This is a genomic window from Pseudomonas sp. NPDC090201, from assembly GCF_044746825.1.
In the GTDB taxonomy this organism is placed as follows: Bacteria; Pseudomonadota; Gammaproteobacteria; order Pseudomonadales; family Pseudomonadaceae; genus Aquipseudomonas; species Aquipseudomonas putida_AD.
On sequence record NZ_JBIVCX010000002.1, the window covers coordinates 798,104 to 812,446 of the forward strand.

A 14,343-nucleotide genomic window follows, 5' to 3' on the forward strand; every position below is an offset into this window, starting at 1 on the left:
TGAATGAATATGCCAAAGCCTAGTCGGCTATCGGCAACACGCTATGAGAGGGGTTGGGGGGATGAATGGTTCAACACGATTCCCCACGAACCTGTAGGAGCGCGCTTGCCCGCGACCGCAGTGTATCTGTACCACATGCGGGGCCTGACACACCGCGATCGCGGGCAAGCGCGCTCCTACAGGGCAACGGTCCGCATCAAAGATTGTGATCCGGACCGAGGATTGTGGCGGGGATCAGTTCTTGATCAGCGCTTCCACCAGCTTCACCTGGCGATCCAGCGTTGCGCGGTCCTTGCTGCGCACGGTGGCATGACCCACCTTGCGACCGACCTTGAACGCCTTGCCGTAGTGGTGCAGGTGGCAGTCATCGACCGCGATGACCTTGTCCACGGCCGGCACTTCACCGATGAAGTTGAGCATCGCGCTCTCGCCCACCTTGGCCGTCGAACCCAGTGGCAGGCCGGCAACGGCGCGCAGGTGGTTTTCGAACTGGCTGCACTCGGCGCCTTCGGTGGTCCAGTGACCGGAGTTGTGAACGCGCGGGGCGATTTCGTTGGCTTTCAGGCCGCCGTCGACTTCAAAGAACTCGAATGCCATCACGCCCACGTAATCCAGCTGCTTGAGCACACGGCTCGAGTAATCCTCGGCCAGCGCCTGCAACGGGTGGTCGGTGCTGGCGATCGACAGGCGCAGGATGCCGCTGTCATGGGTGTTGTGCACCAGCGGGTAGAAACGGGTTTCGCCATCGCGGGCACGCACGGCGATCAGCGACACTTCACCGGTGAACGGCACGAAGCCTTCGAGCAGGCAAGGCACGCTGCCCAGCTCGGCGAAGGTATCGACCACATCTTCCGGCTTGCGCAGGACTTTCTGGCCCTTGCCGTCGTAACCCAGGGTGCGGGTTTTCAGCACCGCCGGCAGGCCGATGCTGGCGACTGCCGCATCCAGGTCCGCCTGGGACTGGATGTCGGCGAACGCAGGCGTCGGGATGCCCAGGTCCTTGAACATGCTCTTCTCGAACCAGCGGTCCCGGGCGATGCGCAGGGCTTCGGCGCTCGGGTAGACCGGCACGAACTGCGACAGGAACGCCACGGTTTCAGCAGGCACGCTTTCGAATTCGAAGGTCACCAGGTCCACTTCGTCAGCCAGCTGACGCAAGTGGTTCTGATCGCCGTAATCGGCACGCAGATGCTCGCCCAGTGCAGCGGCGCACGCGTCCGGCGCAGGGTCCAGGAAGGCGAAGTTCATACCCAGCGGGGTGCCCGCCAGTGCCAACATGCGACCCAGCTGGCCGCCACCGATTACGCCGATCTTCATGAAAACTCAGGCCTCGCGTGGGTCTGGATTGTCCAGAACGCTGTCTGTCTGCTCAGTGCGGAATTTTTTCAACACTGCATGGAATTGCGGGTGCTTGGCGCCCAGGATGCTGGCCGACAGCAGCGCTGCGTTGATCGCACCGGCCTTGCCAATCGCCAGGGTGGCAACCGGAATGCCTGCTGGCATCTGCACGATGGACAGCAGCGAATCGACACCCGACAGCATCGAGGATTGCACAGGCACGCCCAGCACCGGCAGGTGGGTCTTGGCGGCGCACATGCCCGGCAGGTGAGCAGCACCGCCAGCACCGGCGATGATCACCTCGATGCCACGGCCTTCAGCCTCTTCAGCGTACTGGAACAGCAAGTCCGGAGTGCGGTGGGCCGATACCACTTTGACTTCGTACGGAATGCCGAGCTTTTCCAGCATATCGGCGGTGTGGCTAAGGGTGGACCAATCGGACTTGGAGCCCATGATCACGCCAACCAGTGCGCTCATCGTCGTGCCTCTTCATCGGGCGCCCGCAGGCGCGTCTAAAAACAACAAGCCACGCGGGAGAACCGGCGTGGCTTGTCGTACGAATTATGACCAGTGCAACCGGCCAAAGGCCGCGCAGTATACCGCAAAGAGTGAGGTTTGACAGACGGCTGATGACCTCCTGTCAGCAGCCCGCAAACAGCCGCCAGCGCCCGTGATTACTGACCTGCAGGTCAAGTGACCGGCTGCGCCACGCCACCCTCGAGCTTGCGCCACAGCAACCGCACGTTGGCCTTGCGCACCAGGGCGCAGCGGTACAGGCGAATCTCCAGCGGCACATGCCATTGCGCACCACCGCAGACCACCAGTTCGCCCCGTTCCAGCTCGGCGGCGATGGACAACCTGGGCACCCAGGCGATCCCCAATCCTTGCAGGGCCATGCCCTTGAGGCTGTCGGCCATCGCCGTTTCATACACTGTGGTGAAGCGCAGCGCGCGCTGGCGCAACAGCAGATTCACCGAACGGCCCAGAAATGCCCCGGCGCTGTAAGCCAGAAGCGGCACGCTCTGATCGCTTTCCAGATCGAACAACGGTTTGCCGTCGGCATCTGCCGAGCAGACCGGCAGCATCTCGGTCATGCCCAGGTGCAGCGAAGGGAAAATCTCGGCGTCCATCTGCAGCGCGGCATCCGGATCATAGAAAGCCAGCATCAGGTCGCAGCCGCCTTCGCGCAAGGCATGCACGGCGTCGCCAACGTTGGTGGCGACCAGCCGGGTAGCGATGTTCAGGCCTTCGTTGCGCAGCTGGGCGATCCAGCGCGGGAAGAAGCTCAATGCCAGCGAGTGCGCCGCCGCAATCTGCATGACCTCGCCCTGCCCGCTCTCCAGATGATGCAGATGGCGCAGCACTTCGCCGAGCTGATCGACCACGGTACGCGCCGTGACCAGGAACAGTTGGCCCGCCGCCGTCAACTCGATGGGCGTGCGCGAGCGGTTGACCAGTTGCAGGCCCAGTGCGGCCTCAAGGCTGCGAATCCTGCGGCTGAACGCCGGCTGGGTCACAAACCGCCGCTCGGCCGCCTGGGAGAAGCTGCGAGTGGCAGCCAGGGCGCTGAAGTCTTCCAGCCATTTGCTTTCCAGATTCATGGTGTTCTCCGGGGGACAAAACGCACCGCTTTGCGTAGGAGCGCGCTTGCCCGCGATCAGGTTGTGTCAGCCGATGCCCGTGGTGCGGACAGATTGCGGTCGCGGGCAAGCGCGCTCCTACAGGAAACATGTTGTCCCTTGGCTCGCTGTTCACACGCTCGTCACAATCCGAACGTCACATCAACATTATGCCGTTTGTGCATAGGCTAGCGCTTAACAGCATTGGTCCGCAATCATCCACAAGCCTAGTATTCAAGGCGTTCCGGCTCAGACCGTGTCCCATTTGAGAGTTTCTCTATCATGTCCTCCGCTGCATCATTTCGCATCGAAAAAGATCTGCTTGGCACCCTCGAAGTCCCCGCTGATGCCTACTTCGGCATCCAGACCCTGCGCGCGGTGAACAACTTTCACCTCTCCGGCGTTCCGCTCTCTCACTACCCCAAGCTGGTCGTGGGCCTGGCCATGGTCAAGCAAGCAGCCGCCGATGCGAACCATCAGCTGGGCCACTTGAGCAGCGAGAAGCACGCAGCCATCAGCGAAGCCTGTGCACGCCTGATCCGCGGTGATTTCCACGAGCAGTTCGTGGTCGACATGATTCAGGGTGGCGCCGGTACGTCCACCAACATGAACGCCAACGAAGTCATCGCCAACATTGCCCTCGAAGCGATGGGCCATGCCAAGGGCGAATACAAATACCTGCACCCCAACAACGATGTGAACATGGCGCAGTCGACCAACGACGCCTACCCGACGGCCATCCGCCTGGGTCTGCTGTTGGGCCACGACGCCCTGCTCGCCAGCCTCGACAGCCTGATCCAGGCGTTCGCCGCCAAGGGCCAGGAGTTCTCCCACGTCCTGAAGATGGGCCGCACTCAGCTGCAGGATGCCGTGCCGATGACCCTCGGCCAGGAATTCCGCGCCTTCGCCACCACGCTGACCGAAGACCTCAACCGCCTGCGCAGCCTGGCGCCTGAGCTGCTGACCGAAGTGAACCTGGGCGGCACCGCCATCGGCACCGGCATCAACGCAGACCCCGGCTACCAGCACCTGGCCGTGGAACGCCTGGCAATCATCAGCGGCCAGCCACTGGTTCCAGCCGCCGACCTGATCGAAGCCACCTCCGACATGGGCGCCTTCGTGCTGTTCTCCGGCATGCTCAAGCGCACCGCGGTCAAGCTGTCGAAGATCTGCAACGACCTGCGCCTGCTGTCCAGCGGCCCGCGCACCGGCATCAACGAAATCAACCTGCCGGCGCGCCAGCCAGGCAGTTCGATCATGCCGGGCAAGGTCAACCCGGTGATTCCGGAGGCCGTGAACATGTGCGCCTTCGAAATCATGGGCAACGACCTGGCCCTGACCGTGGCAGCCGAAGGCGGCCAACTGCAACTGAACGTGATGGAGCCGCTGATCGCCTACAAGATCTTCGACTCGATCCGCCTGCTGCAGCGCGCCATGGACATGCTGCGCGAGCACTGCATCGTCGGCATCACCGCCAACGAACAGCGTTGCCGCGAGCTGGTCGAGCACTCGATCGGCCTGGTCACCGCGCTGAACCCGTACATCGGTTACGAAAACGCCACCCGCATCGCCCGCGTCGCCCTGGAAACAGGCCGTGGCGTGCTGGAACTGGTGCGCGAGGAAGGCCTGCTCGACGAAGTGATGCTCGCCGACATCCTGCGCCCGGAAAACATGATCGCTCCACGATTGGTGCCCCTGAAGGCCTGATTGCGTGACACCCGTTTTGACTGCAACACGATCACCAGGCTGAGGGCCTAGACACCCCTCACCCTTTTGAGGGCCGGAAGTACACGCTTCCAGGCCCTTTTTTTTGCCCGCTGTTTCGCAGTTGCCCATGTAGGAGCGCGCTTGCCCGCGACAGCGGTGTATCTGCTCCACATGCATGACTGACACACCGCAATCGCGGGCAAGCGCGCTCCTACAGGCCAAATCCGGATCAAAAGCAGAAACGGTCTACAGACTCCGATAACGCGCACCGGTATAGTGCGCCCCCTCTAAAAAAGCGAGGAACATCCAATGCTTGAAGTCATCAACGACTTCCTCTCGGGAAAACTACTGATCGTGCTCATTGTCGGGCTCGGTGGATATTTCACGATTCGCTCGCGTTTCGTTCAATTGCGCCACTTCTTTCACATGTTCGCAGTGTTTCGCGAAAGCCTGCGCAGCAGCTCGGGCCAGTTGAGTTCGTTTCAGGCGCTGATGCTCAGCCTGGCTGGCCGAGTGGGCGCGGGTAACATCGCCGGGGTCGGCATCGCCGTGACCCTGGGCGGACCGGGCGCGGTGTTCTGGATGTGGGTCACTGCCCTGGTCGGCATGGCCAGCAGCTTCTTCGAATGTTCTCTGGGTCAGTTGTACAAGCGCTGCGACTCCGAAGGCCAGTATCGCGGAGGCCCTTCTTTCTATATCCAGCACGGCCTGGGCAAGCGCTGGCTGGGCATGGTCATGGCGGTCCTGCTGCTGGTGACCTTCGGTTTCGCCTTCAACGGCCTGCAATCCCACGCCGTGACCCACTCGCTCAATAACGCCTTCGGGGTATCGCCTACCTACGCCGGTATCGCACTGGCGGTGTTGCTGGGCCTGGTCTTCGTCGGCGGCATCAAGCGCATCGCGGCCGTGGCCGACCTGCTGGTACCCGTCAAGACGCTGGTCTACATCGCCGTGACCCTGTACGTGATCGGCGTGCAGTTCGAACACGTTCCGCACATGCTGATGACCATCGTCAAAAGCGCCTTCGGCCTGGACGAAGTGTTCGGCGGCCTGCTGGGCAGCGCGATCGTCATGGGCGTGAAGCGCGGCGTGTTCGCCAACGAAGCGGGCCTTGGCAGTGCGCCAAACGTCGCAGCGGTCGCCGAGGTCAAGCACCCGGTCGCCCAAGGCGTGGTCCAGGCGTTCAGCGTGTTCCTCGACACCTTCGTCATCTGCACCTGTACCGCGCTGCTGATCCTGCTGTCGGGCTTCTACACCCCGGGCTTCGAAGGCGACGGCATTGCGCTGACCCAGAACTCGCTGGCTGCGGTGGTCGGTGACTGGGGCAAACTGTTCATCAGCGTTGCACTGGCGCTGTTCGTCTTCACCTCGATCCTCTACAACTATTACCTGGGCGAGAACAGCCTGCGCTTCCTGATCGGTGAGAGCCGCAAGGCGTTGCTCGGCTACCGTGCACTGGTGCTGGCGCTGATCCTGTGGGGCGCGGTGGAAGACCTTGGCACCGTATTCGCATTTGCCGACATCACCATGACGCTGCTGGCGTTCGTGAACCTGATCGCGCTAGCGATGCTGTTCAAGGTCGGTTTGCGTATCCTGCGTGACTACGATGAACAGCGTAAGGCAGGCATCGAAACCCCGGTGTTCGACTCCAGCAAGTTCCCCGACCTGGATCTGGACCTCAAGGCCTGGCCCAAGCCCGGCCACGAGCAAGCTGCTGCCCAGCCCGCAAAGGCCGGCGACAAAGCACTCGCCGACGCACCATGACCATCTGAACATCAGCCCAGGGAGACATGCATGAATCGCGACAACCACGCACCGGCCAAGCAAGTGATGGTGCTCTACACCGGTGGCACCATCGGCATGCAGGCCAGCGAGAACGGCCTGGCGCCAGCGTCCGGATTCCAGGCGCGGATGGCCGCACAACTGGCTGGCCAGCCTGCGCTGGTGGTGCCGCAGTGGCAATTTCGCGAAATGTCTCCCCTGATCGACAGCGCCAACATGACGCCTGCCTACTGGCAGCGCCTGCGCGAAGCGGTGGTCGATGCGGTTGAAAGCCAAGGTTGCGACGCTGTGCTGATCCTGCACGGCACCGACACCCTGGCCTACAGCGCGGCGGCCATGAGCTTTCAATTGCTGGGGCTGAATGCGCCGGTGGTGTTCACCGGTTCCATGCTCCCGGCCGGAGTGCCGGACAGCGATGCCTGGGAAAACGTCAACGGCGCCCTGCAGGCCCTCGGCGAAGGCCTGGCGTCCGGCGTGCATCTGTATTTCCACGGCGAGCTGCTGCAACCGACCCGCTGCGCAAAAATTCGCAGCTTCGGGCGCAACCCCTTCGCTGCGCTGAACCGCGCTCGCGGTGGCGAGGCTGCCGGGAATCTGCCTGCGGCGCTGGACTACCGCCAGCCTAAACACCTGGCCGAAGTCGCCGTACTGCCGCTGTTTCCGGGCATCGGCGCGAGTCAGCTCAACGGCCTGATCGACAGCGGCATTCAAGGCCTGATCCTCGAATGCTTCGGCAGCGGCACCGGCCCCAGCGACAACCCCGCCTTCCTGGACAGCCTGCAACGGGCCCAGGAACAAGGCATCTGCGTGGTCGCGATCACCCAATGCCACGAAGGCGGCGTCGAACTGGACGTCTACGAAGCCGGCAGCCGCCTGCGCACCGTGGGCGTACTCTCCGGCGGCGGCATGACCCGCGAAGCGGCGTTCGGCAAGCTGCACGCCCTGCTCGGCGCAGGCCTGCCCGTCGCAGACGTGCGGCGGTTGGTGGAGCTGGACGTGTGTGGGGAGTTGCGCTGATTACAGCCGGCACACCCCTCCTGTAGGAGCGCGCTTGGTCTGGGCTGCATCCGGACGATCACGGTGTATCTGACACATATCGCTATCAGACACACCGCGGTCGCGGGCAAGCGCGCTCCTACAGTCCGTCTCACAAAATGCGGCACACCTCTTGCTCCCCTCTTCCGATCAAAAGAACCATCGGAAGGTCTTCATGCTGCATTCCCACCTCACCACCCTCAACGCCGTTTCCCTGGTGCTGGAAACGTTCTGCGCCGAAGGCTGGGCCAGCGAAGCGTTGCTGGCCGGGAGCGGGATCACGCAAGCCGACCTCGGGCGGCCGGACATTCGTATCACGACCTTCCAGGAAATGCAGGTCTGCGCCAACGCCGTGGCGTTGCGCCGGGAGATCGGCTTGCCGCTGGGGCGGCGCATGCATGTGTCGTCCTACGGGATTCTCGGTTACGCCCTGCTCACCAGTGCCACTTTCGGTGACGCCCTGCGCCTGGCGCTGGAGTATCCGGCGCTGCTGGGGACGCTGTTCGAACTGCAATTGATCGAAGACGGCGAGCGGGTATGGTTCAGTGCCAGCGACTACCGCGATGACGAAAGCCTGCGGGTGTTCAATGCCGAGCTGTGCCTGGCCTCGCTGAAGGTGATCTGCGATGACCTGCTGGGCAAACCGCTGCCGTTGCTCGGTGCGCGTTTCGCCCATGCCGCCCCCGACTATCAGGCCAGCTACCGCGAGAGTTTCGACTGCCCGTTGTATTTCGGCGCCCAGGACAACGCCTTCGCCTTCGACAAACGCCTACTCAATCAAGCCCTGACCCTCGCCGACCCCATCACCCACCGCGACATGCGCGAGCGCTGCCGCAAGCAGAACATCGAATTCACCGGGCGCCAGGCCTGGCTGGGGCGGATCCGGCACCTATTGGCAGACCAGCTCGAACAGACGCCGAGCCTTGGCGTAATCGCGCAAAAGATGAACTGCTCCGAGCGCACCCTGCGCCGCCACCTGCAAGCCACCGGCAGCAGCTATCAGCAGTTGCTGGACGAGCTACGCTTCGACCGGGCCAAGCAACTCCTGCAAGAGGATCAACTTCCGATCCATCGCATCGCCGAAGTGCTGGGATTCAGTGAAACCGCGAGCTTTCGTCAGGCGTTCATTCGCTGGAGCGGCGTGGCGCCGAGTCAGTTTCGGGTTTGACCGCACGCCACCCGGGTTTGGACATATGCCTCGAAACGGGGCGCTTTGCCCTATTCAGGGGCGATTTACGGACAGACTTTATGGCCGAATAAATCCCCTTTTGGCCGTTTCCGCCGTTCTCCGAAAGGCCCCGCGCCTCAAGAATGTCGGACAACCTAGCCCACAGGAGAACAAGAAAATGCTGACGATCTATTCAGACGATCACCATCTGCACCATGGCCGCTGCGAGTTGATCGACGGCAAGCTGATGCCCTGCTTCGAGATGCCGTCCCGTGCCGATCACGTGCTGCAACGGGTCAAGGACCGCGAGATTGGCGCCGTCGAAGCCCCGAAAGATTTCGGTATCGAACCGATCCAGCGCATCCACACCCAGGCTTTCCTGGACTTCTTCAAAGGTGCCTGGGACCGCTGGGCCGCTACCAACCCCGAAGGCGACCTGCTGCCCTACACCTGGCCTGCGCGCACGCTGCGCTCGGTCATGCCCACCAGCCTGCATGGCCAGTTGGGTTACTACACGTTCGATGCCGGCGCGCCGATCACCGCAGGCACCTGGCAGGCCGCTTACAGCGCAGCCCAGGTGGCCCTGACCGCCCAGTCCGCGATCCAGAATGGCGCCCGCAGCGCGTTTGCCCTGTGCCGGCCGCCGGGACACCACGCCGCCAGCGACGTGATGGGTGGCTACTGCTACCTGAACAACGCCGCCATCGCCGCCCAGGCATTCCTCGACCAGGGCCACAAGAAGGTCGCGATTCTCGACGTCGACTACCACCACGGCAACGGCACGCAGTCGATTTTCTACGAGCGCAGCGACGTGCTGTTCACCTCGATTCACGGCCACCCCGAAGCCGAATTTCCGTTCTTCCTGGGCTACGACGACGAGCTGGGCAGCGGCGCCGGTGAAGGCTTCAACTTCAACTATCCGCTGGCCGCAGGCAGTGACTGGCCGACCTGGAGCGCCGCACTGGACCAGGCCTGCGCCGAGATCGAACGCTACGACGCGGATATCGTCGTGGTCTCGCTGGGCGTGGACACCTACAAGGATGACCCGATCTCGCAGTTCAAGCTCGACAGCCCCGACTACCTGCGCATGGGCGAGCGCATCGCGCGGCTGGGCAAGCCAACGCTGTTCGTGATGGAGGGCGGTTATGCCGTCGAGGAAATCGGCATCAATGCGGTGAACGTGCTTGAAGGTTTCGAAAGCGTCTGACCCAATCAATCAGAAGAAGAGAACAACGATGAACAGACTCAAGCGTTTTATCGCATCGGCACTGCTCACGACCTCAGGCGCGGTCATGCTCGGCGGCGCAGCGCACGCCGACGAGCCCAAGACCCTGCGCGTCTACAACTGGTTCGACTACATCACCCCGCAGACCCTGGAAAACTTCAAGAAGGACACCAAGGTCCCGCTGATCTACGACATCTTCGACACCAACGAAGCCCTGGAAGCCAAGCTTCTGACCGGCAACTCCGGCTACGACGTGGTGGTGCCGTCCAACGTGTTCCTGGCCAAGCAGATCGAAGCCGGTGTGTTCCAGCCGTTGGACAAGTCGAAGCTGACCAACTATTCGCACCTGGACCCCAGCCTGATGAAGCTGCTGGAGGCCAACGATCCGGGCAACAAGTTTGCCGTCCCTTACATGTACGGCACCATCCTGATCGGCTTCAACCCGGACAAGGTCAAGGCGGTGCTGGGTGACAAGGCGCCGGTGGACAGTTGGGACCTGATCTTCAAGGAAGAGAACATCAGCAAACTCAAGCAGTGCGGCGTGACACTGCTGGATTCGCCTTCCGAGATTCTGCCGCTGGCCCTACAGCATCTGGGGCTCGATCCTAACAGCAAGAATCCGAAGGACTACGACAAGGCAGAAGCCTTGCTGATGAAGATCCGTCCGTACATCACCTATTTCCACTCGTCCAAGTACATGGCTGACATCGCCAATGGCGATATCTGCGTGGCCGTTGGCTACTCGGGCAGCTTCTCCCAGGCCGCCAACCGCGCCAAGGAAGCGAAGAACGGCGTCGTGGTCGACATGCGCCTGCCCAAGGAAGGTGCGCCGATCTGGTTCGACATGCTGGCGATTCCGAAAGGTGCAAAAGACGTCGAAGACGCCCACACCTTCATCAACTACCTGCTGCAACCGAAGGTGATTGCGCCGATCAGTGATTTTGTCGGGTATCCGAACCCCAACAAGGACGCCACCGACCTGGTTGACCCGGCGATCCGCAACAACCCGAACCTGTACCCGACGGCCGAGGCCATGAAGACGCTGTACACCCTGACGCCGCTGCCGCGCGATGCCGAGCGTGCACGTACGCGGGTGTGGACCAAGATCAAGTCCGGTACCTAACCCTGTAGGAGCGCGCTTGCCCGCGACTGCGATCTGTCTGTTGCAGATGTATCCATCTGACACGACGCAATCGCGGGCAAGCGCGCTCCTACGGTTTCAGGTGGGGCCGACTATCTTTGTTTTTCTGTTGCATCGCGCAACATCGAATTCAGATTCCCTGAAATGTTTTCACACAATGCCTTCATCTGAATCTCATGCTCCGACGCCTTGAACGGGCTTTGCAGGTCGGTGCCGATCTTCTCGATGGCCAGCAGCATGAAGCCCACCACGGTCGAGGCCAATGGCGTAAACCACCCCAGCGTCTCTACCAGGCCAATCGGCACGATGATGCAGAACATCGTGATGAACAGCCGCGGAAAGGTCACGTAGGGGTAAGGCAACGGTGTATTGGCGATGCGCTCCATGCCGCCCTGGCAGTTGGAAATTTCCACCAGGGTCGCTTCAAGGCGCTCCAGCCGGATGCTATCCAGCCGACCAGCCTTGTACTCATGGGCGATGATCGCCGCCGATTCATTGAGAATCGCGTTGGGGAAGTTATTGGTGCGCGTGCGCCGGTCGTACTCTTCCCGAGGGATCATGGCCGTCACTTCCTCGCCGCAGTCGCCGCCCTTCAGATGCGCCGACAGGCATTCCACGTAGGCCACATGCCGTCTTAGCAGCAAGGGTTTCACCGGGTTGATGTCGCCTTCGTCGTCGATCAGCGTCAGCACCTGCCGCGCGAAGCTGCGGGAATTGTTCACCAGTGCGCCCCATAGCGTGCGCGCTTCCCACCAGCGGTTGTAGGCACTGGAGTTGCGGAAACTGGTCAGCACCACCAGCGCCGACCCCAGCAGCGTCAGCGGCATCGACGGCAAGGTGATCTTGCGCTCCAGGTAGAGCATGAAATCCACCGTCACGATAACGTCCCAGATCAGCAGCCAGAACAGCGACCAACCGATGTAGGTAAAGGTCCGGATCATGGCGCGGTATTTCTTGATGATCGTGTCCTTCAATGGTCACCCCCTGTCGTGTGATTCAAGCCCCAGGGGATTCGAATGCATTCAGGCCCGATCGTTCGCCACAAACATTCATGGAACGATCCCCCCCTCCCCGTGCTCGACATCTATCTGGATGCCACTGCCACACGTCACGAGGAGATCAACATGGGCTCGCCTGCTACGTCGAACGCCAATGAACGCGACCAACTGACCATCAACACCATCCGCACCCTGGCCATGGATGCGGTGCAGAAGGCCAATTCCGGCCATCCCGGTACGCCCATGGCGCTGGCCCCGGTGGGCTACACGCTGTGGAAGGATTTCTTGCGCTACCACCCGGAACACCCTGACTGGCCAAACCGCGACCGCTTCGTGCTGTCGGTGGGCCATGCTTCGATGCTGCTGTATTCGCTGCTGCACCTGGCGGGCGTGGTGGAAATCGACGAGCATGGCAAGCGCTCGGGCAAGCCTGCGATCAGCCTTGAAGACATCAAACAGTTTCGCCAGTTGAGCTCGAAAACCCCGGGCCATCCCGAATACCGCATGACCACGGGGGTCGAGACCACCACCGGCCCCCTCGGCCAGGGCTGCGCCAACAGCGTCGGCATGGCGATGGCCGAGCGCTGGCTGGGTGAGCATTTCAACCAGCCGGATGCCAAGCTGTTCGCCTACAACGTCTACGTGCTCTGCGGCGATGGCGACATGATGGAAGGCGTGACTGCCGAAGCTGCGTCGATTGCCGGGCATTTGAAGCTGTCGAACCTGTGCTGGATCTACGACAACAACACCATCAGCATCGAAGGCCACACGGAACTGGCCTACAGCGACGACGTGCAGAAGCGCTTCGAGGGCTATGGCTGGAAGACTCACCACGTCAAGGACGCCAACGACGCCGCCGCACTGGCCAGGTCGATCAAGGCCTTCCAGCAGACCGACGATGCGCCGACCCTGATCGTCGTCGACAGCGTGATCGGCTATGGCTCGCCCAACAAACACAACACCGCTTCCGCCCACGGCGAGCCGCTGGGCGAGGACGAAATCAAACTCACCAAGAAGGCCTACGGCTGGGACGAGAACAGCAGTTTCCTGGTGCCCGAAAACGCCCGCCATCACCTGCGCGACGCCATGCTGGAGCGCAGCGCGGACGACTATATTGCCTGGCAGAAAACCTTCGCCGAGTTCGAAGAAAGCCAACCCGAGCTGGCCGATCAACTGCAACGCATGCGCGCAGGCGAGATGCCCGAGGGCTGGCGCAACACGGCCTTGAGTTTCGATGCCGACAAAAAGGGCATCGCTACCCGGGCTGCCGGCGGCAAGGTCCTCAACGGCTTCGCGCAACAGATCCCCTGGCTGATGGGTGGCTCGGCGGACCTTTCGCCCTCGACCAAGACCAACCTCACCTTTGAAGGCGCAGGCAGCTTCGAGGCCGGGAGCTACAACGGCCGCAATCTGCATTTCGGGGTCCGCGAGCATGCCATGGGCTCGATTGCCAATGGCCTGGCGCTGTCCTACATCCGCCCCTACACCTCGACGTTCCTGGTCTTCAGCGACTACATGAAGCCGCCGATCCGCCTGGCCGCGATCATGGAATTGCCGGTGGTGTTCGTCTTCACCCACGACTCCATCGGCGTCGGCGAAGACGGCCCGACTCACCAGCCCATCGAGCATCTGACGCAACTGCGCGCCACCCCAGGCCTGCTGACCTTGCGTCCGGGCGATGCCAACGAAACCGCCGAAGCCTGGAAAGTCGCCCTGGCGCAGACCCACCGGCCCAGCTGTATCGTGCTGTCACGCCAGCCGATGCCGACGCTGGATCGCTCGATCTACGCCAGCGCTGAAGGCCTGGCCCGAGGCGCGTACGTGCTCGCCGACTCGGGGCATGAGCAGCCAGAGGTGATCCTGATCGCCACCGGCAGTGAAGTCGGGATGACGGTGGAAGCGTTCGAGAAGCTCAAGGCCGAGGGCGTGAAGGCGCGCGTGGTGTCGATGCCCAGTTGGGAATTGTTCGAGCACCAAGGCAAGGCCTACCGCGATGAAGTGTTCCCGCCCAGCGTCAAGGCGCGGGTGGTGGTGGAACAGGCAGGACCGGTGGGCTGGGACCGTTATGTCGGCCAGAGCGGCGCGAAGATCGTGATGAACACCTTCGGCGCTTCAGCCCCGATCGACAAGCTGCAGGCCAAGTTCGGGTTCACGGTGGATAACATCGTGAAGGTGGCCAAGGCCCAGCTCCAACTGTAGGAGCGGGCTTGCCCGCGATGACGGTGTAACTGACACATACCTTGTATCAGATACACCGTTTCTCGTAGCAGCACGGCTTGCCGGCGGGGGCGTCCTTGAAATCGCCCCCGCCGGCATCGGAACGCCGCCCG

11 protein-coding genes are annotated in these 14,343 nt (G+C 62.3%); 7 read left to right on the top strand and 4 right to left on the bottom strand.

Annotated elements, in window-relative coordinates; translation table 11 throughout:
- Positions 1-234: 234 nt before the first annotated feature.
- The 3 genes from ACIPOO_RS09815 to ACIPOO_RS09825 all read right to left on the bottom strand — a co-directional run bounded on the left by ACIPOO_RS09815 (position 235) and on the right by ACIPOO_RS09825 (position 2,939).
- Positions 235-1,317, bottom strand: coding sequence for a 5-(carboxyamino)imidazole ribonucleotide synthase (locus tag ACIPOO_RS09815; protein ID WP_400606199.1), 1,083 nt, complete (start codon positions 1,315-1,317; stop codon positions 235-237).
- Positions 1,318-1,323: 6 nt separating this feature from the next.
- The gene (gene purE, locus ACIPOO_RS09820) at positions 1,324-1,815 is read right to left on the bottom strand and encodes a 5-(carboxyamino)imidazole ribonucleotide mutase (protein ID WP_074754780.1); all 492 of its coding nucleotides are present in this window, start codon (positions 1,813-1,815) and stop codon (positions 1,324-1,326) included.
- A 212-nt stretch (positions 1,816-2,027) separates the two neighbouring features.
- The gene (locus ACIPOO_RS09825) at positions 2,028-2,939 is read right to left on the bottom strand and encodes a LysR substrate-binding domain-containing protein (RefSeq protein WP_274135587.1); all 912 of its coding nucleotides are present in this window, start codon (positions 2,937-2,939) and stop codon (positions 2,028-2,030) included.
- A 300-nt stretch (positions 2,940-3,239) separates the two neighbouring features.
- On the opposite strand from ACIPOO_RS09825, the gene ACIPOO_RS09830 reads away from it, so the two are divergent.
- The 6 genes from ACIPOO_RS09830 (at position 3,240) to ACIPOO_RS09855 (ending at position 10,997) form a co-directional block, all read left to right on the top strand.
- Positions 3,240-4,664 (top strand): aspartate ammonia-lyase, encoded by a 1,425-nt coding sequence (locus tag ACIPOO_RS09830; protein ID WP_274135588.1) that lies wholly within the window; start codon positions 3,240-3,242, stop codon positions 4,662-4,664.
- Positions 4,665-4,973: 309 nt separating this feature from the next.
- Positions 4,974-6,428, top strand: a complete 1,455-nt coding sequence (locus ACIPOO_RS09835) for an alanine/glycine:cation symporter family protein (protein ID WP_400606203.1) — start codon at positions 4,974-4,976, stop codon at positions 6,426-6,428.
- Positions 6,429-6,458: 30 nt separating this feature from the next.
- A complete protein-coding gene (locus tag ACIPOO_RS09840) occupies positions 6,459-7,463 on the top strand; it encodes an asparaginase (RefSeq protein WP_400606205.1) in 1,005 nt (334 codons plus the stop codon).
- Positions 7,464-7,656: 193 nt separating this feature from the next.
- Positions 7,657-8,649, top strand: a complete 993-nt coding sequence (locus tag ACIPOO_RS09845; RefSeq protein WP_400606208.1) for an AraC family transcriptional regulator — start codon at positions 7,657-7,659, stop codon at positions 8,647-8,649.
- A 178-nt stretch (positions 8,650-8,827) separates the two neighbouring features.
- Positions 8,828-9,856 carry a histone deacetylase family protein gene (locus tag ACIPOO_RS09850; protein WP_400606210.1) on the top strand — a complete coding sequence of 343 codons (1,029 nt, stop codon included), beginning with the start codon at positions 8,828-8,830 and terminating at the stop codon, positions 9,854-9,856.
- 28 nt (positions 9,857-9,884) lie between these two features.
- Complete coding sequence (locus ACIPOO_RS09855; protein ID WP_274135597.1) at positions 9,885-10,997, top strand: polyamine ABC transporter substrate-binding protein; 1,113 nt, start codon at positions 9,885-9,887, stop codon at positions 10,995-10,997.
- 110 nt (positions 10,998-11,107) lie between these two features.
- On the opposite strand, the gene ACIPOO_RS09860 is transcribed toward ACIPOO_RS09855, so the two are convergent.
- A complete protein-coding gene (locus ACIPOO_RS09860; protein WP_274132165.1) occupies positions 11,108-11,989 on the bottom strand; it encodes a bestrophin family protein in 882 nt (293 codons plus the stop codon).
- A 150-nt stretch (positions 11,990-12,139) separates the two neighbouring features.
- Here ACIPOO_RS09860 and tkt point away from each other — a divergent pair, with 150 nt between their 5' ends.
- Positions 12,140-14,212: a transketolase gene (tkt, locus tag ACIPOO_RS09865; protein WP_400606212.1), complete on the top strand. Its 2,073-nt coding sequence runs from the start codon at positions 12,140-12,142 to the stop codon at positions 14,210-14,212.
- Positions 14,213-14,343 lie beyond the last annotated feature (131 nt).

Coding starts and splice junctions, on each gene's coding strand:
- tkt (WP_400606212.1), top strand. CDS start 12,140: ATGGGCTCGCCTGCTACGTCGAACGCCAATGAACGCGACCAACTGACC.
- ACIPOO_RS09815 (WP_400606199.1), bottom strand. CDS start 1,317: ATGAAGATCGGCGTAATCGGTGGCGGCCAGCTGGGTCGCATGTTGGCA.
- ACIPOO_RS09855 (WP_274135597.1), top strand. CDS start 9,885: ATGAACAGACTCAAGCGTTTTATCGCATCGGCACTGCTCACGACCTCA.
- ACIPOO_RS09825 (WP_274135587.1), bottom strand. CDS start 2,939: ATGAATCTGGAAAGCAAATGGCTGGAAGACTTCAGCGCCCTGGCTGCC.
- ACIPOO_RS09845 (WP_400606208.1), top strand. CDS start 7,657: ATGCTGCATTCCCACCTCACCACCCTCAACGCCGTTTCCCTGGTGCTG.
- ACIPOO_RS09835 (WP_400606203.1), top strand. CDS start 4,974: ATGCTTGAAGTCATCAACGACTTCCTCTCGGGAAAACTACTGATCGTG.
- ACIPOO_RS09830 (WP_274135588.1), top strand. CDS start 3,240: ATGTCCTCCGCTGCATCATTTCGCATCGAAAAAGATCTGCTTGGCACC.
- purE (WP_074754780.1), bottom strand. CDS start 1,815: ATGAGCGCACTGGTTGGCGTGATCATGGGCTCCAAGTCCGATTGGTCC.
- ACIPOO_RS09850 (WP_400606210.1), top strand. CDS start 8,828: ATGCTGACGATCTATTCAGACGATCACCATCTGCACCATGGCCGCTGC.
- ACIPOO_RS09840 (WP_400606205.1), top strand. CDS start 6,459: ATGAATCGCGACAACCACGCACCGGCCAAGCAAGTGATGGTGCTCTAC.